This window comes from Dokdonia sp. Asnod3-C12, from assembly GCF_045063975.1.
Classification (GTDB): domain Bacteria; phylum Bacteroidota; class Bacteroidia; order Flavobacteriales; family Flavobacteriaceae; genus Dokdonia.
In genome coordinates this window covers 1,064,623-1,089,879 of sequence record NZ_JBEFNY010000003.1, presented here as the reverse complement: position 1 = coordinate 1,089,879, position 25,257 = coordinate 1,064,623, and the positions used below count along the sequence as shown (strand labels likewise).

At 37.3% G+C, this 25,257-nt stretch carries 20 protein-coding genes; 17 read left to right on the top strand and 3 right to left on the bottom strand.

The window, feature by feature from the left end:
• Positions 1–5: 5 nt before the first annotated feature.
• The 8 genes from sprA to ACJJVW_RS05015 all read left to right on the top strand — a co-directional run bounded on the left by sprA (position 6) and on the right by ACJJVW_RS05015 (position 13,396).
• Positions 6–7,478: a cell surface protein SprA gene (gene sprA / locus ACJJVW_RS05050; protein ID WP_405250953.1), complete on the top strand. Its 7,473-nt coding sequence runs from the start codon at positions 6–8 to the stop codon at positions 7,476–7,478.
• Positions 7,479–7,582: 104 nt separating this feature from the next.
• Positions 7,583–7,963, top strand: coding sequence for a glycine cleavage system protein GcvH (gene gcvH, locus ACJJVW_RS05045; RefSeq protein ID WP_298329344.1), 381 nt, complete (start codon positions 7,583–7,585; stop codon positions 7,961–7,963).
• The gene (locus tag ACJJVW_RS05040; RefSeq protein WP_405250951.1) at positions 7,956–8,345 is read left to right on the top strand and encodes a VanZ family protein; all 390 of its coding nucleotides are present in this window, start codon (positions 7,956–7,958) and stop codon (positions 8,343–8,345) included. Before gcvH ends, ACJJVW_RS05040 begins: the two co-directional genes overlap by 8 nt.
• Before the next feature lie 59 nt (positions 8,346–8,404).
• Entirely contained in the window at positions 8,405–9,133 is a 729-nt protein-coding gene (locus ACJJVW_RS05035) for an energy transducer TonB (RefSeq protein WP_298329338.1), read from the top strand.
• Between the two features lie 162 nt (positions 9,134–9,295).
• Positions 9,296–10,087 (top strand): energy transducer TonB, encoded by a 792-nt coding sequence (locus ACJJVW_RS05030; RefSeq protein WP_405250950.1) that lies wholly within the window; start codon positions 9,296–9,298, stop codon positions 10,085–10,087.
• A gap of 99 nt (positions 10,088–10,186) precedes the next feature.
• Entirely contained in the window at positions 10,187–12,316 is a 2,130-nt protein-coding gene (locus ACJJVW_RS05025) for a gliding motility protein RemB (protein ID WP_405250949.1), read from the top strand.
• A 34-nt stretch (positions 12,317–12,350) separates the two neighbouring features.
• Complete coding sequence (locus tag ACJJVW_RS05020) at positions 12,351–12,911, top strand: hypothetical protein (protein ID WP_405250948.1); 561 nt, start codon at positions 12,351–12,353, stop codon at positions 12,909–12,911.
• Between the two features lie 68 nt (positions 12,912–12,979).
• The gene (locus tag ACJJVW_RS05015; protein WP_405250947.1) at positions 12,980–13,396 is read left to right on the top strand and encodes a hypothetical protein; all 417 of its coding nucleotides are present in this window, start codon (positions 12,980–12,982) and stop codon (positions 13,394–13,396) included.
• Here the strand turns inward: ACJJVW_RS05015 and ACJJVW_RS05010 are convergent.
• Positions 13,393–13,767 (bottom strand): glyoxalase, encoded by a 375-nt coding sequence (locus tag ACJJVW_RS05010; RefSeq protein ID WP_405250946.1) that lies wholly within the window; start codon positions 13,765–13,767, stop codon positions 13,393–13,395. The two genes, ACJJVW_RS05015 and ACJJVW_RS05010, sit on opposite strands and share 4 nt — an antisense overlap.
• 8 nt (positions 13,768–13,775) lie before the next feature.
• Positions 13,776–14,660 carry an MBL fold metallo-hydrolase gene (locus tag ACJJVW_RS05005; protein WP_405250945.1) on the bottom strand — a complete coding sequence of 295 codons (885 nt, stop codon included), beginning with the start codon at positions 14,658–14,660 and terminating at the stop codon, positions 13,776–13,778.
• A 75-nt stretch (positions 14,661–14,735) separates the two neighbouring features.
• Here ACJJVW_RS05005 and cyoE point away from each other — a divergent pair, with 75 nt between their 5' ends.
• The 9 genes from cyoE (at position 14,736) to ACJJVW_RS04960 (ending at position 22,841) form a co-directional block, all read left to right on the top strand.
• On the top strand, positions 14,736–15,707 hold the full coding sequence (cyoE, locus tag ACJJVW_RS05000; RefSeq protein WP_013751072.1) for a heme o synthase: 972 nt from the start codon (positions 14,736–14,738) through the stop codon (positions 15,705–15,707).
• Positions 15,708–16,289 carry a cytochrome c oxidase subunit 3 gene (locus ACJJVW_RS04995; RefSeq protein ID WP_298329316.1) on the top strand — a complete coding sequence of 194 codons (582 nt, stop codon included), beginning with the start codon at positions 15,708–15,710 and terminating at the stop codon, positions 16,287–16,289.
• Positions 16,290–16,409: 120 nt separating this feature from the next.
• Entirely contained in the window at positions 16,410–17,387 is a 978-nt protein-coding gene (locus ACJJVW_RS04990) for a cytochrome c oxidase subunit 3 (RefSeq protein ID WP_339846862.1), read from the top strand.
• 25 nt (positions 17,388–17,412) lie between these two features.
• Positions 17,413–17,796 carry a cytochrome C oxidase subunit IV family protein gene (locus ACJJVW_RS04985; protein ID WP_298329310.1) on the top strand — a complete coding sequence of 128 codons (384 nt, stop codon included), beginning with the start codon at positions 17,413–17,415 and terminating at the stop codon, positions 17,794–17,796.
• 129 nt (positions 17,797–17,925) lie between these two features.
• Entirely contained in the window at positions 17,926–18,609 is a 684-nt protein-coding gene (locus ACJJVW_RS04980; protein WP_405250944.1) for a hypothetical protein, read from the top strand.
• A 13-nt stretch (positions 18,610–18,622) separates the two neighbouring features.
• Positions 18,623–19,357 carry an SCO family protein gene (locus tag ACJJVW_RS04975; RefSeq protein ID WP_298329305.1) on the top strand — a complete coding sequence of 245 codons (735 nt, stop codon included), beginning with the start codon at positions 18,623–18,625 and terminating at the stop codon, positions 19,355–19,357.
• A gap of 3 nt (positions 19,358–19,360) precedes the next feature.
• Positions 19,361–19,906 carry a DUF420 domain-containing protein gene (locus ACJJVW_RS04970; RefSeq protein WP_298329303.1) on the top strand — a complete coding sequence of 182 codons (546 nt, stop codon included), beginning with the start codon at positions 19,361–19,363 and terminating at the stop codon, positions 19,904–19,906.
• Positions 19,907–20,185, top strand: a complete 279-nt coding sequence (locus ACJJVW_RS04965) for a hypothetical protein (RefSeq protein WP_405250942.1) — start codon at positions 19,907–19,909, stop codon at positions 20,183–20,185.
• Positions 20,186–20,339: 154 nt separating this feature from the next.
• The gene (locus ACJJVW_RS04960; RefSeq protein ID WP_405250940.1) at positions 20,340–22,841 is read left to right on the top strand and encodes a TonB-dependent receptor domain-containing protein; all 2,502 of its coding nucleotides are present in this window, start codon (positions 20,340–20,342) and stop codon (positions 22,839–22,841) included.
• A gap of 102 nt (positions 22,842–22,943) precedes the next feature.
• On the opposite strand, the gene ACJJVW_RS04955 is transcribed toward ACJJVW_RS04960, so the two are convergent.
• Positions 22,944–25,163, bottom strand: coding sequence for a TonB-dependent receptor (locus ACJJVW_RS04955; RefSeq protein WP_405250939.1), 2,220 nt, complete (start codon positions 25,161–25,163; stop codon positions 22,944–22,946).
• Between the last annotated feature and the right edge of the window lie 94 nt (positions 25,164–25,257).

Genomic DNA, 25,257 nt, shown 5'->3' with positions numbered 1-25,257 from the left:
ATATTTTGAAGCAACACTATTATTTAAATGTACGTATAGCGATATTGTTTGTAGTTGGATTTTTCTTTCTAGGAAATTCCGTAGCAATGGCGCAGGAAGAAGAGGAGGATGCAGCAGCTCAAGACTCTACAGCCACAACCTTCTCGTTAGGTAGCCTGGTGTTGCCTAACCCTAACAGTATTGTGTCAAAATATACTTATGATGCTGTGCTCGATAGGTATATTTTCACGGAGGAATTAGGGAGTTTTAATATTACATATCCTTTAATTTTAACCCCAGCCGAATATCAAAAAAGAGTACGTGACGAGCAGATGCGTCAGTATTTTAGAGAGAAAGTAAATGTTGTAGATGGTAGGTCTGAAGAGGATGATACCCGCAATAGTTTAGTAAAATCACTATATGTTGAGAATGATTTATTTAAAAGCATTTTTGGTGGAGATAAGATAGAGTTTACACCTCAGGGATCTGTAGAGATGGATCTTGGGCTGTTATTTACAAAACAAGATAACCCAGCATTTTCACCACGTAACCGTAGCAATTTTACCTTCGATTTTGATCAACGAATAAGCTTGAGTTTACTAGGTCAAGTGGGTGAGCGCTTACAGATTACAGCAAATTACGATACGGAGTCTACCTTTAATTTCCAAAATCAAATTAAGCTAGAATACACTCCTACTGAGGATGATATTATACAGAAAATTGAAGTAGGTAATATCTCGATGCCACTTAATAGCGCACTTATTCAAGGTTCGCAGAGTTTGTTTGGTGTAAAAACTGAGTTACAGTTTGGAAAGACGCGAGTAACGGCTGTGTTTTCTGAGAACCAATCACAACCTAGAACTGTAACTGCAGAAGGTGGTGCAACTGTGCAAGACTTTGAAGTGCCTGCATTAGATTATGATGAAAATCGTCACTTCTTCTTAGCGCATTACTTTAGAGATACGTATAATGATGCTCTTAAGAACTATCCATTTATTGATAACAGAGGAGTTCAAATAACTAGGGTAGAAGTTTGGATTACAAATAGACAAAACCAAACTACAAACGCACGAAATATAATTGCATTACAAGATATAGGTGAATCTGACCCAGCAAACTTAGGGATTGATGCAGGAGCAAACCCTGGTTTTATCAATAACTCTGCAAATGCATTTCCAGATAACCGTAATAATGATTTTAACCCACGTGGTATAAATGATCAGTCTGTGCAGTCTGTTCTTACACCTGCCATAAGAGACGTAGCGACGGCTAGTCAAGGTTTTGGTAACGTTACAGTGCAGGATGGAACTGACTACGTATTACTTGAAAACGCTAGACAATTACAAAGCTCTCAGTTTACATTATACCCAGCACTAGGTTACATATCTCTTAGCCAGCGATTAAATAATGATGAAGTACTTGGGGTAGCCTTTCAATATACAGTAGGAGGTCAAGTGTATCAAGTAGGAGAATTTGCAAATGACGGTATTAATGCTACCGAGGGTAGCCGTCCAGATGCAGATGGAGATGGAAGACCAGATATTATTGATGCAGATTTTGGACAAGGTCGTCCAGATCAAGATGGCGATAACATTGCAGATAGTGCAGATGCAGATGTGAATGGTGATGGTATTTTAAACGGTCAAGATGTAAATGGAGATGGTATTTTAGATACCGTAATTCCTGCTGGACAAGCTGGAAGCCCCGTTAATCTTGTGGTTAAAATGCTAAAAAGTAACCTCACAAATGTACAAGAGCCTATATGGGACTTAATGATGAAAAACATCTATCCGCTAGGTGCTTTTCAATTAGAGCAGGAAGGATTTAGATTGAACATTGTATACTCAGATCCTTCTCCTATTAATTTCATAACTCCTGTAGGTGGAGCCCCTTTACCTACACTGTTTGATGGGACTAATAACGATAACACCATGGATGAAGGTCAAGATCGTGGAGATCTTGAGAGTAATACGTTGTTACGATTATTTAATCTTGATAGACTAACCACCTTTGGAGATCCGCAAGTAGGAGGAGATGGTTTCTTTGATTTTGTGCCAGGTACAACAGTGCATGTGCAAAATGGAAGTATCGTATTTACAACTGTAGAACCATTTGGAGAGACATTATTTGATTTACTGAGCGTAAATGATGGTGCAGAAACTTATGAGAATACAGAGACTTATAATCCGCATCAAGACAAGTATGTTTATTCTTCTTTATATCAGTCTACAAAAACGATAGCTAGAGATAATGCAGAGAAGAACAAATTCTTATTAAAAGGACGTTATAAATCTGCTCAAGAGCAGGGTATTCCATTAGGAGCTTTTAATGTGCCACAAGGTTCTGTTACAGTAACTGCAGGAGGAAGAAGACTAGTAGAAGGACTTGACTATACGGTTAATTACCAATTAGGTCGTGTTATTATTTTAGATAAATCTTTAGAGGCGTCCGGTATTCCTATCTCTGCATCTGTAGAGAATAATGCTATTTTTGGACAGCAGAATAAACGTTTTACAGGGATCAATGTAGAACACCAGTTTAATGAGAATTTTATAGTAGGAGGTACTTTCTTAAATCTTAATGAGCGACCACTTACTCAAAAAGCGACATATAGCTTTGAGCCAATAAACAATACGATTGTAGGGTTAAATGCAAGCTACTCTACAGAACTTCCTTTCTTAACAAGATGGGTTAATAAGCTTCCTAATATAGATACTGATGTTCCTTCCAATCTATCAGTTAGAGGTGAGGTAGCATATCTAATTCCTGGACAACCTAAAGGAACAGATTTTAATGGCGAGGCAACCTCTTATGTAGATGATTTTGAGGGATCACAAACTTCAATAGATATTGGAGGAGCTTTACAATGGAGTTTATCATCTGCACCGGTAGGTTTTGGTGGTGAGCTAGCAAACGGCGATCTCGCTACGGGATATAGAAGAGCGAAATTTGCTTGGTATTCTATAGATCCTATTTTTTATAACAATCAGCGTCCTGGTGGTATCTCAGACGACGATTTGTCCCTAGCAGAAACAAGACGTGTTTTTAGAGATGAGATATTTCCTCAACAAGATATTATTGCAGGTCAAACACAGGCACTTTTTACACTTGATTTAGCTTATTTCCCGCAAGAGAGAGGGCCTTATAACTTTAGTCCTGATGCGCAAGACGGCATGCTTTCTAATCCTCAGCAAAATTTTGGAGGAATTACAAGGCAGTTAACTTCTACAGACTTTGAGCAAGCAAATGTAGAGTTTGTTGAATTCTGGTTACTAGATCCATTTTTTGGAGATGGTGACACAACAAATGCTGGAGGAAATCTTACACTTAACTTAGGTAGTATCTCTGAAGATATTCTTAAGGATGGAAGAAAACAATATGAAAACGGACTTCCTAATGAAGGAGGAGACGAGTCAACCTCAGAAACTGTATGGGGTAAAGTACCTACTAATCAATCTTTAGTCTATGCTTTTGACACAGAAGGCCAGCAGCGTACTAATCAAGATGTAGGTTATGATGGACTAAGCGATGTAGAGGAGGCAATGGAGTTTCCGAACTTTGCAGGACTCCCAGATCCTGCAGGTGACAACTACAATTACTTCTTAAATACAGAAGGTGGCGTTATAGAACGATATAGAGATTATAATAACAATCAGGGTAACTCTCCGGTAGAGGTGACACAAACTAATCGTGGTTCAACTACTTTTCCAGATGTGGAAGATGTAAACCGTGATAATACAATGAATACGGTAGATGCATATTTTGAATATGAATTACCTATTAATCCAGCATCTTTAAGTATAGAAAATAATCCATTTGTAACTGATGTAAGAGAACTTACTGTCACTACTCAAAATGGAAATCAACTACCTACAAGATGGGTGCAGTTTAGAGTGCCAATCAACCAAGCGACAAATGTAGTTGGAGGAATTAATGACTTTAGGTCTATACGTTTTATGCGTATGTACATGAGTGGTTGGCAAGAAGATGTTGTACTTCGTTTTGGAACATTAGATTTAGTACGTGGAGATTTTAGAAGATACCTACTAACGTTAGATCCTAATGAGAACACGCAAATCAATGATGCGGATAACACGCAGTTTGAGGTAGCTGCCGTAAATATTGAGGCAAATGAAACAAGACAGCCAGTTCCTTATGCATTACCTCCAGGGGTAGAGCGTGAGAGGCTCAATAATAACAATAACAATATCAGGCAAAACGAGCAGTCTCTTTCTTTGAGAGTTCAAAATCTTGAAGAGCAAGACGCAAGAGGAGTTTATAAATATTATAATCTCGACATGCGACAGTATAAAAATCTTAAGATGTTTATGCACGCAGAGCCTATTGTTGAGAATGGTCTTGATAATCAGAATCTAGTAGGTTTCATAAGAATGGGAACCGACCTTAATTCAAATTTTTATCAGATAGAATTACCACTACAGCCTACTGCATTTAATGTGTCTAACCAAGATAGAGATGCTATCTGGCCAGCAGCAAATGAGCTCGATCTTCCATTAGAATTATTACAGATTATTAAGTCAAAAGTTATTGCGGGAGATGTAGAATCAGATCCAGATGATATCACGTATTTTGATCAAAACGGTGATCGTATTCTCAATCCAGAGTCTATGTGTTATGAAGAAGGTCAATTGCGTATAGGTATTCAAGGTCTTCCTAGTTTTGGTGATGTAAGGACATTAATGCTTGGTGTAAAAAATGGAAACCCAACGAGCAACCAAGCTATGGGTTGTTCTCCAGGAGAAATAGGTGGAGAAGTTTGGTTTAATGAGCTACGCTTATCAGATCTTACTAATGATGGTGGATATGCTGGAGTATTGAGTGTAGATGGAAATATTGCAGACTTTGCAAATGTATCTGCAACGGGACGTTTAAGTACTGTAGGTTTTGGGAGTATAGAGCAAAACGCAGGTGAGCGTAGCTTAGAAGATGTGACTCAATATGATATTGTGACAAATCTTAACGCGGGTCAATTACTGCCAAAGAAATGGGGATTACAGTTACCTCTTAATTATGCAATAGGCGAGCAGAGTATTACACCTAAGTTTAATCCGCTTTATGAGGATGTTGAGTTAGATACATCACTAGATAATGCAGCTAGTCAAGAGGAGAGAGATAACATAGAAGATTACTCTGTAGATTACACAAAGCGTCAAAGCTTTAATGCTATAGGAGTGAGAAAAGAGCGCACGGATACAGAGCGTAAGCCTATGCCGTATGATATTGAAAATCTTACTTTTTCATATTCTTACAACCAGACAGATCATAAGGATTTTGAGATAGAAGAATCTCGCGATCAGAATGTGAGATTAGGAGGTACTTATAACTATAGTTTTAACTCTAAACCTGTAGAACCATTTGCAAAAAATGACTCTCTATTCACTGGGAAGTACTATAAGTTCTTAAAAGATTTAAACTTTAATTACTTGCCGTCTAATATTGCTGTACAGTCTAATGTTGTGCGCCAGTATAATCAGCAGAAGTTTAGAGATGTATTTGCAAACGAAGGTGATATTGCGGTGCCACGTTTATTTCAGCGTAACTACTTATTTGATTGGGGGTATGCTGTCGACTTTCCTATTACTAAAAGTCTGCGACTTAATTATAATGTAAACCACAACCGTATTGTAAGAAACTATCTTGATAATGATGGGACACCAGCTTTCTTAGATGATGCAGGTCAAGAAGTAGATGGTTATGGTATTTATAGGGGATTTTTTGATGTAGGTACGCCAGATACGCATTTTGGAGTATTACAACTTAACTATGACTTACCGTTCGATAAGATTCCGTTCACAGAGTGGATTACTGCTACTTACGCTTACACTGCAAACTACAGATGGCAGAGAGGTTCGCAACAATTTCAAGTATTAGACAATATTCCAGAGATAGGAAATAGTGTGGAGAATACAAATACCCATGCTGTTAATGGAACCTTTGATATGGAGAAGCTCTATAAATATGTAGGCTTAACAAAGAAGAAAAAACAGCGTGCTACTAGCACTAGACCTAGAGGATTACCATCACCAGAAGATGATCGTAATAGCAAGATTGAAAAGTTAAAAGAAGATGCTTCAAGTGATGGAACCACGAGTGGTTTAAGTACATCAGATAAGGCGCTCAATACAGGGGTAGGATTAATTACCGCGGTTAAGCGAGTGCAGCTCACTTATGAAGAGAGTAATGGTATCTATTTACCAGGGTATTTGCCATCAGTTGGGTTTGCAGGTAGTTTGAGACCTACGCCAGGATTTATTTTTGGAAGTCAGGCAGAGGTAAGAGAGCTTGCAGCGAGTAATGGATGGTTAACATTGTTTCAAGATTTTAACCAGCAGTATCGCGAGATAGAAAGTAGAGATCTTGCTATTCAAGCGAGAATAGGGCTCCTTAAAGATCTTGATATAGATCTTAACTTAAATCGTGTTTTTCAAGAAAACTATCAAGAAAATTACCGAGTTAACGAGCAGAGTTTAGCATATCAATCCCTTACTGGAAATAGTTTTGGTCGCTTTAATATATCTACGGTATTAATAGGTACTGCCTTTGCACAGAGTACATCTGAGTCTAGTAGTACATTTAATACGTTTAGAGAAAACAGACTGGCTGTAGCAAATAGACTGGCAAGAGAGTTTTACGGTACAACCACCTTTGAGGTAGATGCAGATGGGTATCCAGAAGGTTTCGGGCGTACTAATCAAAAAGTGTTGTTACCTGCTTTCTTAGCTGCATACAGCGGTAAGGATGTAAATAAAACAGATACTGGTTTTCTTAGAAGTATCCCATTACCTAACTGGAATATAAAGTATACCGGTTTAATGAACATGAAGTGGTTTAAGGATAAGTTCAAGAGATTCTCAGTTCAGCACGGTTATACAGCTGGATATTCTGTAAACAATTACTTGACTAACCTTGCTTATAATAGAAATACAGATAGAGACCCTGCGACCGCACAGCGAGATCAAGCAGGTAACTTTTTAAATCAAACGCTATTAAGTAATGTGACACTTACAGAGCAGTTCACGCCGCTAGTTCGTCTTGATTTTGAAATGAAAAACTCTGTAAAGATTCTTGCCGAAATTAAAAGAGATAGAGCATTAGGGTTAAGCTTTGATAACAACCTCTTAACCGAGATTAAGGGTAATGAGTATATATTAGGATTAGGATATCGTATTAAGGACCTTAGGTTTGTTACAAACTTTGGTGGATCTCGTAGGGTTCTTAAGAGTGATCTCAACTTTAAGGCAGATTTCTCTCTTAGACAAAACGAAACTATCATCAGATATCTTGATATAGACAATAGCCAGACCACTGCTGGACAAGATATTTATGGACTTAGGTTTACAACAGATTATGCGTTGAGTAAAAATCTTACTGCGCTCTTCTTTTATGACCATACTTTTTCGACATTTGCAATATCCACAGCATTTCCACAAACGACTATTAGGTCTGGATTTACATTGAGATATAATTTCGGGAATTAATTATATGAGTTCGCTTTCGCGAAAATTTGAAAATAGTAAGCATTAATCTATTAAAAAGAATATTTTCGCGAAAGCGGAATTAAATCAAACTAATACAGACTAAGATGAATATACCAGCAGAGTTAAAATACACGAAAGATCACGAGTGGGTACGCATAGAAGGTGACGTAGCCGTAGTGGGAATTACAGATTTTGCACAAGGAGAACTAGGAGATATCGTTTACGTAGAAGTAGAAACTCTTGATGAAACTCTTGATAGAGATGAGGTTTTTGGTACTGTAGAGGCGGTAAAGACCGTTTCTGATCTTTTCTTACCGCTTTCTGGTGAGATTGTAGCTTTTAATGAAGGTCTAGAAGATGAGCCAGAAATCGTAAACAGCGATGCTTATGGAGCAGGCTGGATGATTAAAATCAAATTCTCTGATGCTTCACAGGTAGATGAGCTTTTAAGCGCAGATGCTTACAAAGAACTTATAGGTGGATAAGCTTATTGGTTTTACAGCGATAGCATATACCTGCGCATTAAGCATAGGGTCCCTTGTTAAGCCTGTAAAACTAGATACTAATATTTCAAATATAGATAAGCTCCTACATTTAGGAGCTTATTTTGGTTTAGCCATACTGTGGCTGAGTTATTTTCATATCGTGAAAACCTCGATAACTCAGAAATGGGCAAAGCCATTTTTTTATATAGCAATTGCTTTAGCATTAGTGGTATATGGCATAGTGATTGAGTTATTACAAGGCAGTGCAACTACATACAGAACGCCTGATGTGTGGGATGTACTTGCAAATAGTATAGGTGTAATACTCGGAAGTTTAACATTTCTACTATTTTTTAAGAAATTTAAAGGGTTAAAATCGTAATTTTAGTTTCACAACTGAGATTTATTTTGCTATTTTAGCTCTCTACTAATACTTTAATTATGGAACCCAAGAAAAATCCCAAAGCAGACCTTCGCAAGAGAAGCATGCTGTTTTTTCAGCTAGGACTCATTGCAGTACTCGCACTAACGTACATCACCATCGAGTGGAAGACTTATGATGATGTGGCTATTGATATTGGTCAGCTTGATCTTGATGATCTAGACGACGAAGAAATTCCAATCACGGAGTTGAATACTCCACCACCACCACCACCACCACCGCCGCCACCAGCACCGGAAATTATTGAGGTAGTAGAGGATGAAGAAGAAATAGAAGAAACAATTATAGAGTCTACAGAAACAGATGCCGAAGAGGAAATCGTTGAAGTAGAGGAAGTAGAGGTTGCAGAAGAAGAAGAAGAGATTGCAGATGTACCGTTTGCAGTTATTGAAAATGTGCCTATTTTTCCTGGTTGTGAGTCTATGACTAACAATAACGATCGTAAGAACTGTATGTCTGAGAAGGTGAGCAAGCTTGTAAACAAGAAGTTCAACACAGAGTTAGGTTCAGATCTAGGTCTATCTGGAATAAACAGAATCTTTGTAAGTTTTAAGATTGATAAAACTGGAAGAATTGTAAACATCAGATCTCGTGCACCACACCCACGTCTTGCATCAGAAGCAGAGCGTGTAATTAAGTTATTACCTAAAATGACACCAGGTAAGCAACGTGGTAAGCCAGTAGGAGTTTTATACTCACTGCCTATTACATTTAAAGTAGAAGACTAAGTCATAAAGACTTTTTAAATATTAAAAAAACCATCTCAGCAATGAGATGGTTTTTTTTGTGTCTTATATCAAAAAAAAAGAGGCCGCCCTAAGGTGACCTCAATTTTGGCTTGCTTATTGATTCGTTTTAAGAATTGTTCAACATTTTTAAAACTATATCTTATGGAAAATTCCAAAGAAAGCACTGCTGTTCGCCAAAACAGCGTGTACAAATCAAGCCGCAAGCACGAGGCAAATTTACGAAGAAATCCCACGCTTCATTTTCAAATTGGGTTAATCTTAGCACTTCTAGCTTCCATCTTCTTTATCGAAATGCGTACTCCAGAAAAGAAACTGGCGATAGCGGTAGAGCGGGAAAACGTAGATCAAATTTTTACTCTTGACCAAGTGAAAGTAGAGCAACCTAAAAGGGAAGTTGTAAGGAAAGTACAGCTCCCAAAAATTCAAGATCCTAAGATTCTTGAGAACGTCCAGACAAAGGAAGATGATTCCAAGTTCCTTGAAGATGATCTCAAGCCAACAGATGCCACAGATGATCCTATTGTAGACCCACGTATTCCTGATTATGATGATACGGTAGACGATGAGCCAGTAGCTAAAATATTTTCTCTAGTAGAGACAGCTCCTTTGTATCCGGGTTGTGAAGGTTTAAGCTCAAATGATGAACGCAAGGATTGCATGAGTGCCAAGATTTCTAAATTTGTATCTAAAAAGTTCAGAGCAGAAAGAGGAGAAGGTCTAGGCCTCTCTGGAGTAAATAGAATCTTTGTGACATTTAAAATTGATGCTTCTGGAAAAGTAGTGGATGTAAATGCCAAAGCCCCTCATCCAAAACTTGAAGAAGAGGCTTTGCGAGTTACAAAGTTGCTACCTGACATGACTGCTGGAAAACAAGCAGGTGAGAATGTTGCGGTACTTTTTTCATTACCTATCTCATTTCAAATAGAAGATTAAATTATAAGAACATTTTTACTATAATCCCGTTGCCTCTGGCAACGGGATTTTTTGTGTATAAAACCCTATCTTTCGTGCGCAATTATTACGCCTACATCCATGCATAAATATGTATTTCTTTTGTTCGTTTTCGCTACTAGTAGTCTTACCGCTCAGGAAACCACTAGTGATTATGAAAAGTATCCCGTTTTTCCAGAATGTGCCGACTTGCCAGTGAGCGAAGTTGCGGCTTGTTTTAATGAAACTTTTATTTCCTTTATAATCGATAATCTTGAAGTCCCGGCAGAGGTTATGGAGGAGAATTACGAGGGTAAGATGGTGATTTTGTTTGAAGTTACTCGCGAGGGTGCTTTTAAGCTACTGTATACGGATGCGGTTTTTGCATCGCTTAAGACTTCGGCGCAAGAGGTTTTTAGTAAACTACCCGTAATTGATCCAGCAACCTATAACGGTGAGCCTACCTATATGCAATTTACAATGCCTGTGCTATTGCCGTTGTCACGTAATAAAATAGGTGAGATGAATAATGGTGATATTAAAGGTGACGCTTTCGCGAAAGCAAAAAAAGAGACACCGCTTAAAAACCCAATGCAGGATGAATATGACCGTATTCAAAATCAAAAATTCAATCCAGCAAATGAGTATACGAGTCAGCTGAATATTCCTTTCTCGCATCAGGTCTACAGTAGGTTTGATCAAGAGTTAAATCTTGTGGGGACAAATGCACACACGGCAAGTAAGCCTTACCTGTATCAAACAGTAAATCCGTATTATAATTTTCAAGAAAAGACAGACGCTCTTAAGAAAGAGAAGAAAACGTGGTTTGGGAGAAAATGGTCTAATGAGCACATGGTGCAAATACAAGGAGAGGATTACTGGATTACCCTAGACCCAGCAGCCGATTTGCAATTGGGGTATGAAACCGATGATTTGAAGTCTGATAGCTTTACCTACAATAATACACGTGCAGTGTATATTCAAGGTGGATTAGGAAAGAAGCTCAATTTTTTTGCTGCTGTATATGAAAGTCAAGGTCGTTTCCCTAGATACTTTGATGCTATTGCAAGGTCATTGCGCCCAGATGGAGGTAATCCGGGGGTTGTGCCTGGTCGTGGTATTGCTAAAGAAGGAACAAACGGAGATCTAGATTATCCAGTAGCCGAAGGTTACATTTCATACACACCCAGTAAGTATTTTAATATCCAGCTAGGTCACGGGAAGCAGTTTCTAGGAGATGGGTATCGCTCCCTGTTGCTTAGTGATAACGCAAGTAATTTTCCTTATTTAAAATTAAATACAACCTTCTGGAAATTTAAGTACACCAATACTTGGACTTCCTTGCGAGATGTGAGACCAGAGGTTACTGCAGATGGTGCTTTTAGAACAAAATTTATGAGTAATCATTACTTGAGTTGGAACCTAAGTAAGAAACTTAATGTAGGACTCTTTGAATCTGTAATATGGGAAGATGAAAATGGAAGAGGCTTTGATTTTAATTTCTTAAATCCAGTGATTTTTTACAGAGCAATAGAGTTTTCTACAGGTTCACGCGGTGGTAATGCACTTATAGGTCTTACGGGTAAGTACAAAGTAAATGACCGTGTAAATGTATATGGTCAAGTTGTGATAGATGAGTTTTCGGCTAGTGATGTGATAGGCGGAAATCAAAGCTATAAAAACAAACAAGGCTTCCAGATTGGAGCAAAGTACTATGATGCCTTTGGGGTTAAGAATTTGACATTGCAAGGTGAGTACAATCAAGTGCGTCCTTATGTGTATTCTAATAATGAGATCCAACTTAATTATGGGCATGCAAACCAGTCGCTAGCACATCAATGGGGAGCAAATTTTAAAGAGCTTATTGGGATTGCTCGTTATGAAAGAGAGCGATGGTATGGAACAGCGAAGCTTATTGTAGGAGCTCGAGGTGTTGAGATAGGAGATATCAATGAAGTGTATTACGGAGGAAGTATTTATGGCAATGATGAGAATAGACCATCAGATGATGGGATTGCATTTTTTCAAGGAAATAAGGTTAATAGCCTGTATGCAGATCTTGAGCTAGGATATTTGATAAACCCTGCAACCAACTTAAAAGTATATGCAAATCCTATCTATCGTAGTGTAACCGCAGATATTCAAGATGCGCCAAATACATTTGATACCAGCACGCTGTGGCTCAACATAGGTTTTAGAACAGATTTGTTTAATTGGTATTATGATTATTAAGTAGATTTTATAGTTAAACATCAATTAGCTAAAAATGGATGACAAAGTTTTTTTACGACTTAAGGAATTAGGTAAGAAGCTTAGTATCCATGTGAAAAAGGAAAAGGGTTTTGTGGCTATAAAACCAAAAATTAGTTTGACAAAGAGCGGTGATATCGATTTGTTTTTATGGATGTTTCTTTCCATTTGTTTAGTTAGTTTAATAATTAGGGTGTGGGAGTTAGATTTAGTTTTGACAATAATGCTTGTAATTGTTGTTGTTCCAGGATTACTTTCTTTGCTGACAATAATTGGGATTCTTTACTCAGAACTTAAGATATATCCAGATAAGATTGAATTTGTGGACCTATTTAAGAAAAAGACTATCAGGTTAAAGAGTAGTATGTCATTGCATATTGATTATACTTCAGGAACAAAGAAAATTAAATACATTTCAAGAAGATTTGTATCTGTTGATCTTACCGTCAAAACAAAAACAGATGAACATCGATTCTTTCACAAAACTACTAATGCTGCAGACACTATAGCAATTAAAGGGTTTGCTAACCTTATTGTCGAGGAAATTAAAAGTCGATCAAAAAAGTTATCATGCTAGTACTATATGAAGTTGTTACGTCGTTATAGCTCTAGACAAGAAACTACTTCATCAATCACTAAAACGATATGTTATCTAGAATCACCATCTTGGGGATAATAGTGCTATGTTTCTTATGTTCTTGTCAGGAAGAGAACTGTCAAAGCGCACAGCGCAATCACATTCTTGCTGCAAACTCATATAATAGTAAGGAATATCAAGCAGAGCTCTATCGCTTGATAAAGGAAAGCCCAGAAGTAGATTATTATTATGAAATGCGTGAGGAAATCTTTGGGCAACATTACCTCGTAGTTACTGCTTATGGTAATGCATTCTGCGGGAAGTTATGTTTGGTAATTTCAGAGGAAGATGCAAATCATATTGAAATAGATAAAAGTAAAGGATATCAAGGTGCGCAGCTAATAGGCTTAAAGTTCAACAAGCAAAAAGCCGACTATGGTTGGTCGGCTTTGGTGTATGATTCTGTAGAGTATATTGTAGATTAAGACGGGCGATTTGTAAACGACCCAATATGCCACAACACGCCAGACGGATCGTGTAAGAAAAACTCTCTTCCCCAGTCATTCTCTACAATTTTTGAAATCTTAACGTCTTTAAATAACGTAGTCAAATCAAGCGACTCGAGGTGTGTGAGGTACTCATCTAGATGTTGCACTTCTAGAAACACCATCGTGTTGTCTATCCAGTCTTTTACATAAGCATCTTGCAAGTAGAATCCAAAGTCATCCATTGTGAATAGTGACATATTATAGGAGATGACAGTTTCCTTAAAACCAATGGAAGTGTAAAACCTTCTTGAGGAAATAAAGTCAGTAGCACCTATAAATGGTCTGATGGATTTAGCCGTTGGATTCATATGATGTATTATTTATTGGTGTCAATATTCTCAAGGATGCTTTTATAAACAGTACTTCTAAATTTTGGACCAGTTATAAAACTTTTTGCAGACGCTTCGTCTGTAAGATATTCAGATGTGATTGACTCCATTGCGGTTACTTCTTCAAGAGTTTTATTGTTTTCCATTGCTTTGAAAACTGAAGTGTATACATCTACTAGCATATCGTGATATTTTTGATAATCTGCTTTTGTTGCTAGATTTCCATGTCCAGGAATTATTTTAGTATCCTCATTGATAAGCATGAGTCCTTTCTTTGCTGCATCAATATCTCCTTGAATGCTTCCGCCACGGTTTGTATCTATAAAAGGGAAGTTACCGTTAAAGAAGGTGTCTCCAGTATGTAGTACATTACTCTGCGCAAAATAAACAAGCGCATCTCCGTCTGTATGTGCATTATGGACATGGGTTAAAAATACGTCATCGTCATTTTGATAGAAAGTAGCATCTTCACTAAAAGTGATTACAGGGAGTCCCGCATTAGCTGTTTTCTCGTCGGCTGCTAGTCTCTTACGTACATTATCATGAGCTACAATCATTGCTCCAGTGGCTTCAAAATTTGCATTTCCTCCAGTATGGTCACCATGAAAGTGAGTGTTGACCAAGAAACTCACAGGCTGATCAGATATGGTTTTAATAGCAGTTGTGATTTTCTTGCTAAGAGGTGCAAACTGATCATCTATCATAAAAACGCCATCTTTTCCAGTAGAAATTCCTATGTTTCCACCAGCTCCTTGAAGCATATAGATGTGATCTGTAACTTTTTCAACAGTAATTTGTACATCGTCAAAACGTCCTTGTGCAGTAGCTACAGCAGTTATAAGTGCGATGATAATGAGTGTAAAGTGTTTCATTTTTGAGTTTTTTTATAAAGGTAGTCGTATTGATGTAGTTGCGCTTTCGCGAAAGCGTAATTTTAACAACCTATTATGCTTGTCGTTTTGTTGTGCAGATTCCTTTTGGGCAGTATCTTTGCACCACTTAAAAAATTGCTAAACCTACTGTCTTTGAGCGACGTCGCCATACATACGAATACCTACTCTGCCTGGTACGATTTTAAAGAAATCACAAAGATGCGTTTATCTATAAGCGTAGTGTTTTCTAGTGTTGCAGGATATTTTCTTGGAGCCACAGAGATAGACTGGTTTATTGTGTTGCTGCTAGCTGTAGGAGGCTACTTTATGGTAGGCGCGTCAAATGCGTATAATCAGGTGCTAGAGAAAGATCTAGATGCATTGATGGATCGCACAAAAAATAGGCCTGTAGCTTCCGGAAGGATGTCTAAGCAAAAGGCGCTCTTAATAGCAATTACATTTACGATTCTAGGTTTAGGAACATTGTATTACATAAATCCTCAGACAGCAATGTTTGGAGGGATTTCTATATTTATGTATGTACTGTTATATACTCCCTTAAAAACGAAGACACCTTTATCTGTTTTTGTAGGGGCATTTCCAGGGGCGATACCTTACATGTTAGGTTGGGTTGCTGCTACCAACGATTTTGGGATAGAGCCTGGGACGTTATTTATGATACAATTTTTCTGGCAGTTCCCTCATTTTTGGGCAATAGGGTGGTTTCTTTTTGATGACTATAAAAAAGGAGGCTTTGCTATGTTGCCTACGGGAAAACGTGATAAAGGAACTGCAGTTCAAATCGTGTTATACACGGTATGGACAGTACTTATCTCGATTATACCTGCATTTGGGGTGACTGGAGATTTATTTTTAACACCTGTGTCTGCAATTATCGTTGGGGCACTAGGATTATTTATGCTGTATTGGGCAATTAAATTGTACCAAAACAGAGATGCAAAAACAGCCAAACGACTAATGCTTTCAAGTGTGACTTACATCACGCTACTTCAAATTGTTTTTGTAATAGATAAATTTTTAAGATAGATGGATTATACTCAAGGAGGTGAAAAGTTGAAACTAGATCGTGCTAAAAAGCAGATGTTGTGGTTTGGGATTATAAGTTTGTGTATGACATTTGCAGGACTTACGAGTGCATATATCGTAAGTATGGAACGTCGTGATTGGTTAGAAAATTATGACTTTCCGCAGGCGCTTATAGTTTCTACAGTGTTAATCGTAATAAGTAGTATCACGATACATCTTGCCAAAAATGCTATCATAAGCGGTAAAAATTCAATGGGAACTTTATTTTTAATGCTTACACTAGCGCTAGGAATAGGATTTGTGGTTTCTCAGTTTGCAGGATTCAGTGCGTTTCAAGAACAAGGATATTATTTTACGGGAGCGTCTAGTAATATTACAACTACGTTTTTCTTTCTTATAATTGCAGTGCACATTGCACACCTTATTGCTGGTTTTATATCGTTAATTACAGTAATTATCAATCATTTAAGAGGCAAATATTCTGCAGCAGAACATTTAGGATTAACACTAGGGGTAACGTTTTGGCACTTTTTAGATATTCTTTGGGTATTTTTATTTGTGCTTTTATTTGTAACAAAGTAGACTAGCGATACATTGTTATATTGACACGTATCTAAAACGATTATAAATCGAGGGTTCAGTGTTGATATCTGAACATAAAATACTTATTTTTGCAACCATTAAATTAACCAATTCTTACGAATGGACACGACAGTGACAAACAACGACGCCGAGGGAACAACTTGGGGTGGTGGTAATAAACCACTAAGAGCGAGCTACGGAAAACTAATGATGTGGTTTTTCATCTTATCAGATGCATTAACCTTTTCTGGCTTTCTAGCCGCATATGGTTTTTCTAGATTTAAATTTATTGATGCTTGGCCAATAGCCGACGAAGTATTTACACACGTACCTTTCATACACGGAAACTTCCCTATGATATACGTGGCGTTTATGACGTTTGTATTGATTATGTCTTCTGTAACTATGGTACTTGCTGTAGATGCAGGACACCACTTAAAGCATAAAAGTGTAGCATTTTACATGTTCCTTACAATTATAGGTGGTATCATCTTCGTGGGGTCACAAGGATGGGAGTGGGCTACTTTTATCAAAGGTGATTACGGAGCAGTAGAAACAAAGGGAGGTAAGATACTTCAGTTTGTTGATACAGATGGTAACCGTATGGCACTTGGTGATTTTGCAATTACACAAGTAGGAGAGCGAGAGCAACACCTTAATAAAAATGGAGTTTGGTTTTCAGATGAGGCTGCACCTACTACATATTCAATTGAGGAAGTAAAAGCTGGTTTTGAAGCTACTCCTAATGCATTAATTCGTATCCAGACTCTTACAGAAAATGGAGAGAAGACGGTATTGTCAAGAGAAGAATCTCTTGCCAAGCTAGCTAAGGATGGAAAACTTGTAGTAGAAGGAGCAAACCTTATTCACAATGAATATGGAGCGCCACTCTTTGCAGACTTCTTTTTCTTTATTACAGGATTTCACGGTTTTCACGTATTTTCTGGTGTAATGATTAATATCATTATTTTCTTTAACGTAGTTCTTGGAACATACGAGCGAAGAGGACACTATGAGATGGTTGAAAAGGTTGGTTTATACTGGCACTTTGTAGACCTTGTATGGGTATTTGTATTTACATTCTTCTACCTAGTTTAATTTACCTTTCAGACTATTATATATTATGGCACACGAACATAAACTTGCAATATTTAGAGGAACATTAAAGTTCAAGAATAACATTCAGAAGATTTGGGGAGTATTAATATTTCTCTCTATTATCACAGCTGTAGAAGTTGTTCTAGGTATTATAAAGCCAGAGTTTTTAATTGAAACTACATTTATAAGAATGAAACTCCTTAACTGGATCTTCATAATTCTTACCATTGTAAAGGCATATTACATCACTTGGGATTTCATGCACATGCGTGACGAAGTAAAAGGATTACGAAGAGCAGTAGTTTGGACAGGTATCTTCCTTATATCTTACTTGGTTTTCATATTACTTACAGAAGGTGATTACATCTTTGAAGTTTACAACACAGGATTCCAGAGCTGGAATTTCTAATAAATAATTAAAAGCGACTTTCGAGTCGCTTTTTTTATGTCTTGTAGTTACGCTTTCGCGAAAGCGTTATTTCATAAAAATTGAAACCAATTATAAGCTCGATTACTTCTTGAGATTTATCTTTGTAACATGAAAAAGAAAATCGTTCTCATATCGCTTTTTGTGCTACCAGTGCTTATCTATCTCTTCTTTGCGTCTGGAGTTTACAACTTTGCAAATTTACCTTTGCTTACGCCAGAAGTAGTAGACATTAATAGGTATGCAGACCAAGAAATTAGAACAGAAGCAACACCTGAAGCTCCACTTACATTTGATGATCACATAACTTTAGTTGGTTACCTAGGTGATGGGCTTAAAAGCAATGAAGGCTATACGGCTAATTTGAATTTAATGATATTCAAATACTTTGAGCGTTATACAGATTTCCAATTGGTTTTATTTGTAAATGAAGGAAGTGAAGAAGTGATAGATAATCTAAGAGCAGAATTATCACGTATTTTCGACACTTCAAAAATGCGCTTCATCGTAGCATCAAAGCAACAAACTCAAGAGCATTTTAATAGCCTAGGCACTTCACTTTCTATGATGAATGATGGCGGACATCCTAATGTGTTTGTGATAGATAAGGCAAGAGCGTTACGTTCTGGTCACGAGGAAAAGAAGGCAAATGTGTACGGCTATGATTTTACACAAGCTGTAGAAATGGGTTATCTTAAGGATGATGTAAAAATATTACTGGCAGAATATAGACTGGCACTTAAGAAGAATAATAATGCGAGTCCTAAGATTGAGCAACGCAGAGATAACAAGTAATAGCTATTAAGTCATGAGAAAAAATACATATATAGGAATAGCCGCAATTGTGCTCATTTTTGGGATCATTGTAATCCCAAAGATTTACAAGCGCATAGCAAATGATGATGTATCCCGCGGTGGTAGAATGCATCAAGAAGGTGGTGAGAAGATTAATGATGCACCAGATGGTTTAATCTATATTAATCAAGGTGGAGTAGATAGAAAAGTCCCACCGTTTTCATTTGTAAATCAAGATAACGATACTATTACAAATGCAGATTACAAGGGCAAAGTATATCTAGTAGAGTTTTTCTTTACGAGATGTACAGATATTTGTATCCCAATGAGTCATAATTTGATTGAAATATCAAAGAGATTTGAAGGGCGTGATGATTTTGGAATTGCTTCTTTCTCTATCGATCCAGAGCACGACCAACCAGAGGTGCTTAAAAAGTATCAAGAAGAATATGGAGTAACTAACCCTAACTGGAATTTCATGACTGGCGATCGTTCTGTTATTAGAAAGCTTTCTAATGAAGGTTTTTATCTTGCTACTAATGAAGAAGGAGATGAGAGTGACTTATACCACTCGGGACTGTTTGCACTTATTGATCAAAATGGATTCATTCGTTCTAGGTTAGACCCATATGGTAATGCTAAACCTTATTACAGAGGATTTGTGCCTATGAATGAGAACGTGCCAGAAGGAGGAGAAACGCCAGAGATAGATATACTTATTGAAGATATACAGAAATTACTTAAATAGATTATGAGTACACTTAACCCTACAGAAAAGAAATACAGAGTTTGGATCATTATTTTATCCATAGTGATTCCTATAGCCGTTGCTATATTATTTGGTATTAAGCTTAAGGATTACGGTATAGATGTAGAACCACTTACATTCTTGCCTCCAGTTTACGCTACTATAAATGGACTTACAGCTATTGTGTTGATACTAGCGGTGCGCGCCATAAAAAATGGAAATCGCACACTTCATGAGCGTTTAATGAAGACAGCTATCGGATTATCTGTATTGTTTTTATTGATGTACGTTGCTTATCACATGACATCAGACTCTACAAGTTTTGGTGGTGAGGGTATCATACGTTATGTGTATTTCTTTATTTTGATAACGCACATAGCACTATCTATAATTATCATACCATTGGTATTGTTTACATATGTAAGAGCACTTGCAGAGCGCTTTGATAAACACAGAAAGCTCGCACGCATCACTTTTCCTATATGGTTGTATGTTGCAATTACTGGTGTTATTGTGTATTTAATGATCTCTCCTTATTACATCCACTAGATGAAAAATCTTAAACAAGTACTAGTTGTAATGTTTTTCTGTTGCGCTTTCGCGAAAGCGGACTTAAATGCAACAGTGGTAGCATCTACTACTCAGTGCGCCATGTGTCGTGCAGTCCTAGAATCTGAAGAGGATAACAGTACTGCCAAAGGAATAAATAATGGAATAAAGTACCTTATGGTAATTCCATATATCCTTGTGAGTGGTGTTTTCTACTTCGTTTATAAATCTAGAAAAAATGCTTCTAGTGAGTCACAAGAAGAGCATATTGAGTCGTAAAAGTTACTGTTTTCAACTCACTTGCTCTCAGTTGATTTTTCCTTTAGTTACTCCAAGGTTTAATACTTATTATTCTTTAACAAAACCTTAGGACAACCCGACTAAACCCATCCGTAATTTGCGTGTCTAATTTTAGAACCAAACTATCAAACGGATGAAAAATTTTATTACCCTTTTATTACTGTCATTTTCCTTAGTTGCTGTAGCACAGCGACCTGGTGGGGATCGACCAGATGTTGTTATTACTGGTACAGTAATGGAGGCAGAAACTAATATACCTTTAGAGTATGCAACAGTATCATTTGCCACTGCAGATGGTAAAGTGGTAACAGGAGGAATCACAGATCCATCTGGAAAATATCGCATAGAATTACCAGCAGGCGTATATGATGTGAAGTTTGAGTTTATCTCGTTTGAAACAAAAGTACTTTCTGCTCAACGTCTTATTAAGGACACTAACTTACCTACACAAACACTAGCCATAGATTCTCAATCTCTGGATGAAGTAATTGTGCGTGCAGAGACTACAGAAGTTCAAGTGCGACTGGATAAAAAGATTTATAACATAGGAAAAGATCTTACCACAAGTGGTGCGACAGTAAGTGATGCACTTAGTAATGTACCCTCTGTTACAGTGGATGTGGATGGAGCTATAGCCTTAAGAGGGAACGGAAACGTGCGTATTTTAATTAATGGTAGACCATCTGCAATTGCAGGTTTTGGATCTGTAGATGCGTTGAGTCAATTACCAGCAGATGCTATTGAACGTGTAGAGGTGATTACATCTCCATCTGCTCGTTATGATGCAGAAGGAACGGCAGGTATACTCAACATTATACTGAAGAAAGAGAAAACATTAGGTCTTAATGGTTCTATACAGACTAATGTAGGCTACCCAGAACGTTACGGAATCACAGGAAATATAAACCTAAGAACAGATAAGTTTAATATTTTTAATACCACAGGGTATAGTAAACGTACTTCTCCAGGAAATGCTTCTGCCGAAAATCAATATTTTGCATCAGAAATAGGGGCAGATGGTGAGCAAACTTTTACAAGTGAGATAGATCGTATTCTTAGAGAGGATAGAGATTTTGATAGAAACCGTGGAGGGTTTAATACTAACTTAGGTATTGAGTATTTTCTAACAGAAAAAACATCTGTAACTGCAAGTGGTTTCTTAAGATTAGGAGATAACGATTCTGGTACAGATAACTTTACCAGTGAGTTTACACCAGATAATGAATTGACAGTGTCAAGAACGAGACTTGAGCGCGAGAATGAAGAGGACATGACCTATCAATTCTCACTTAATTCTATTACAAAGTTTGAGGAGTCTGGGCACGAGCTTACCGCAGCTTTACAATATGCTAGAGATGAGGAAACAGAGACTTCTCTTATTACAGAGTTTAACTCTTTCCCAACTTTAGAAAACCTACCTACAGAAGATATTACTCAGATTGAAGATCAAACAGAATACCTAGCGCAAATAGATTATGTACGACCTATAGGTGAGACTGCTCAATTTGAGATAGGATATAGAGGAAACTTTGAAGAAACAGAAACAGATTACACACTTCTAGAAGAAGATGTTGCAGGAGGTACATTTATAAGAGATGATGGCTTATCTAACATTTTTACTTACAAAGAAGATGTACACGCAATCTACACACAGTATGGAGATAAGTTTGGTGATTTTTCTTTCTTAGCGGGACTTCGTTATGAAAATACAAGACAGCAAGGAACGGTAGATGCAGTAATTTCTGATGATAACCCACTAGGGACTAATCTTGATTTTGACAACCAAACAGATGGTTTATTCCCTACATTAAATCTTACTTATGAGTTTAATGAGCGTGAGAATATTACGTTAGGTTTTAACAGACGTATTAATAGACCAAGAGGTCGTTTTATTAATCCTTTCCCATCACGTTCAAGTGAAGCAAACATCTTCCAAGGAAACCCGGATCTTGTACCATCATTTGCAAGCGCATATGATTTAGGCTACTTAAAAAGATGGGATAAGTTGACGTTGACTTCATCTGTGTATTACCAGTATGAGACAGACTCTTTTGAACGTATCCAAGAAGATACAGGATTAGTCACTGCAAATGGAGTGCCTATCATTAGAACACTTCCTATTAACTTAAGTACAAACGAGCGTTATGGAGCAGAACTAGGTGTTCTGTACAATCCTAATAAATGGTTGCGATTAAACTTGAGTGCAAATGCATTCTTATTTGAAACAAACGGTTCTTTTAATGGTGTAGATTATGGTGCAAGTAACTTTAGCTTCTTTACAAGGGGAAGTGCAAAAGTAACCTTACCATATAAAATTGACTGGCAAACTAATATCTTCTACAGAGGTCCTAGCAACAATGCACAGACAGATACAGAAGGTTTCTTATTTACAAACCTAGCATTTAGTAAAGACATACTTAATGATAACGCGACACTTGCTTTAAACGTGAGCGACGTATTTAATTCAAGTAAGAGACAATCACTTACTACCACAGATTCTTTTACAAGTGATAGTGAGTTCCAGTTTAGAGTTCGCTCTGTTAATCTAGCTTTTACGTATAGATTTAATCAAAAGAAGAAACGTGAGCGTGGTAGCCGAGGTGGTGGTGAAGGAGAAGATGATTTTGAAGGATAGACTTTTTTAGCTTTCGCGAAAGCGTAATTTTCCCAATAAAAAAAGGTGGACGGTATAACCGTCCACCTTTACTTTTTTAGGTAATAAAAAAAAATCATTTGTTTAAAAAGAAACAGAGATTTTTCCTCTTAAAAAGAAAGGAACACCAGGCGTAAAGTGAATCTCCTCTACAGACTGTGTCTCATTAAACAATCTACTTTCTGTAGCAAATTGAGTTTCATTCCATTCAGTGTCAAATAGATTTTCGATCACAATTCCGTACGTCCAGTTTTTTACTTTATAGTTGAGATTCATATCTGTAACAAAATAACCGTCTGCTACGATGGAGTTGTCTTCATTTGCTGCTCTATCGTCAATATAGCGGTAAGAAAGTGATCCAGAAAATGCACCTAAGTTATCTACATTAATTCCTCCTACAGCCGTAAAGTCGGGTGCTAGTGGTATTAAATCTGCTCCATTAGGTTCGTCTGTGCTTCTAGCATACGTATAGTTTACATCTGAGTATGCGTATAACCAATCGTTAAACTGGTATCTAGCACCTAGCTCAATACCCACTCTGCGAGAGCGTCCACTAGGTTCTACAATTCCTGCATCACCTACATATACAAACTCTTGGTCTAGAAATAAGCTCCATAATGCAGCATTGACCACAAGGCGGTCGGCTGGTTTAATAATAGTACCTATGTCAACACCATAAGCCGCTGGTAAAATATCTTCACCTTCATTTGCTACAACTACGCGTGTGTCATTAGAGTGAAAGCCTATACCAGTTTTAAGGAAATATTGAAATGTAGTAGACGGTGTGTAAATCACATTAAGCTTAGGGCTAAAGGCTACCTTGTTTTCGCTGCGATTATCATAAACAGGACTTAGCTCATTCACATAGTCAAACTTAAAATAGTCTAAACGTACTGACGGATTAATGTTCCAATCTCCTTTTTTAAATTCGGCATTAAAGTAACCAAATGCGTTGAGTTCATCCACATCACCTAAGGATAGATTTTCTAGTGTCTCACGACGATTTTTTGTGCGTGATAATTCTACATCATTCACATCATCATATCTAAAACCTACACCCGTTTGATAATCTAGATTAAAACCAGCAACCTCTGTATCCTTACGTTCAAAAGAACTTTGAACACCCATTAATACGCGGTCTTCGTGCTGTCTTATCTGGTCACCATTTACAGGGTCTTCAAGAAAGAAGGTGAAGTTTGAATAAAGTTCAAAGTCATATTTAGATAAGAAGGTACTGGTCTTAAAAGTGTCACTATCATTTAAGTTTTTAGTGTAGTTGAGAGATACATTGCTTCTACTCGTAGTACCACCTTCGGTATCATCTATTGCTCCAAAACGGCCTATTAATCCAGCATCTACAGCTCTTTGTGGTATTTGACCAGAGGCATCCCATTTACTCTGAAAGTGTGATAATGTAATGTCTAGCTCTTCCTCTCCAGGTTTGGCATAAATATATTTACTCATCAAGTTAAGACGATTAAAGTTCTGTGGTGAATCTACAGGCCCATCAGTAAGGTATATCTCTGATGCTAAGTATAACGAGCTATACTCTTTATTAAGCACTGGGAATAAACCTGAAAGGCGCTTGGTATTAAATTGGCCAACTTCAAGAGTAATTAAATTGTCTTCTACAACATCTTTAAGTTTAAGATCAATATATCCCGCTGTTGCAAAGTTACCCTGCTGAGCATTAAAAGGACCTTTGCCAAATTCTATATTCTGTATAGTTTCTGGTATTACAAAGTGCAAGTCTGAGTATCCTTGTCCGTGGGCGTGAGAGACCATATTAACAGGGAGTCCGTCTACACTAAGCGCGAGGTCTGTGCCATGATCAATATCAAAACCACGTAAGAAAATTTGCTCTGCTTTTCCTCCACCTGCATGCTGCCCTATAATCAGCCCAGGCACCTTGCGTAAAATTTCTTGTGATGACTTTACAGGATTGTTTTGCACGTCTATATCTACAATTCTGCTTAGTTGGTTTACTTCAGATACGATGAGAACCTGGTCAAGTGAAAATGACTTAGGCTCAAGCTTAATTTGTAACTGTGTTTCTTCTTCTGATAATACATAAAGAAGCGTTTCATAGCCTAGACTAGAAAAATATAGAGAGTCGCCTACTTTTGTTTTAGGAATACTAAAGAAGCCTGTAGCATTCGTGTGTGCGTGCTGTCCGGATTCTTTATTAAAGATATTTGCATTTTCTATTGGGCTAGCATTTTCATCTAGCACCACACCTTTAATAGACTGGCCGTATAATGGGATAATAAGGAGCATCGTGATAACTCCAAGAAAGAATTTCATATAATTATATTTGAGATTTGAATGTATTTGTGCGTGTTTATATGACTAGCCTAGCGATAGACGAGTATAAAAACAGTATTCCATAGTGAGAATA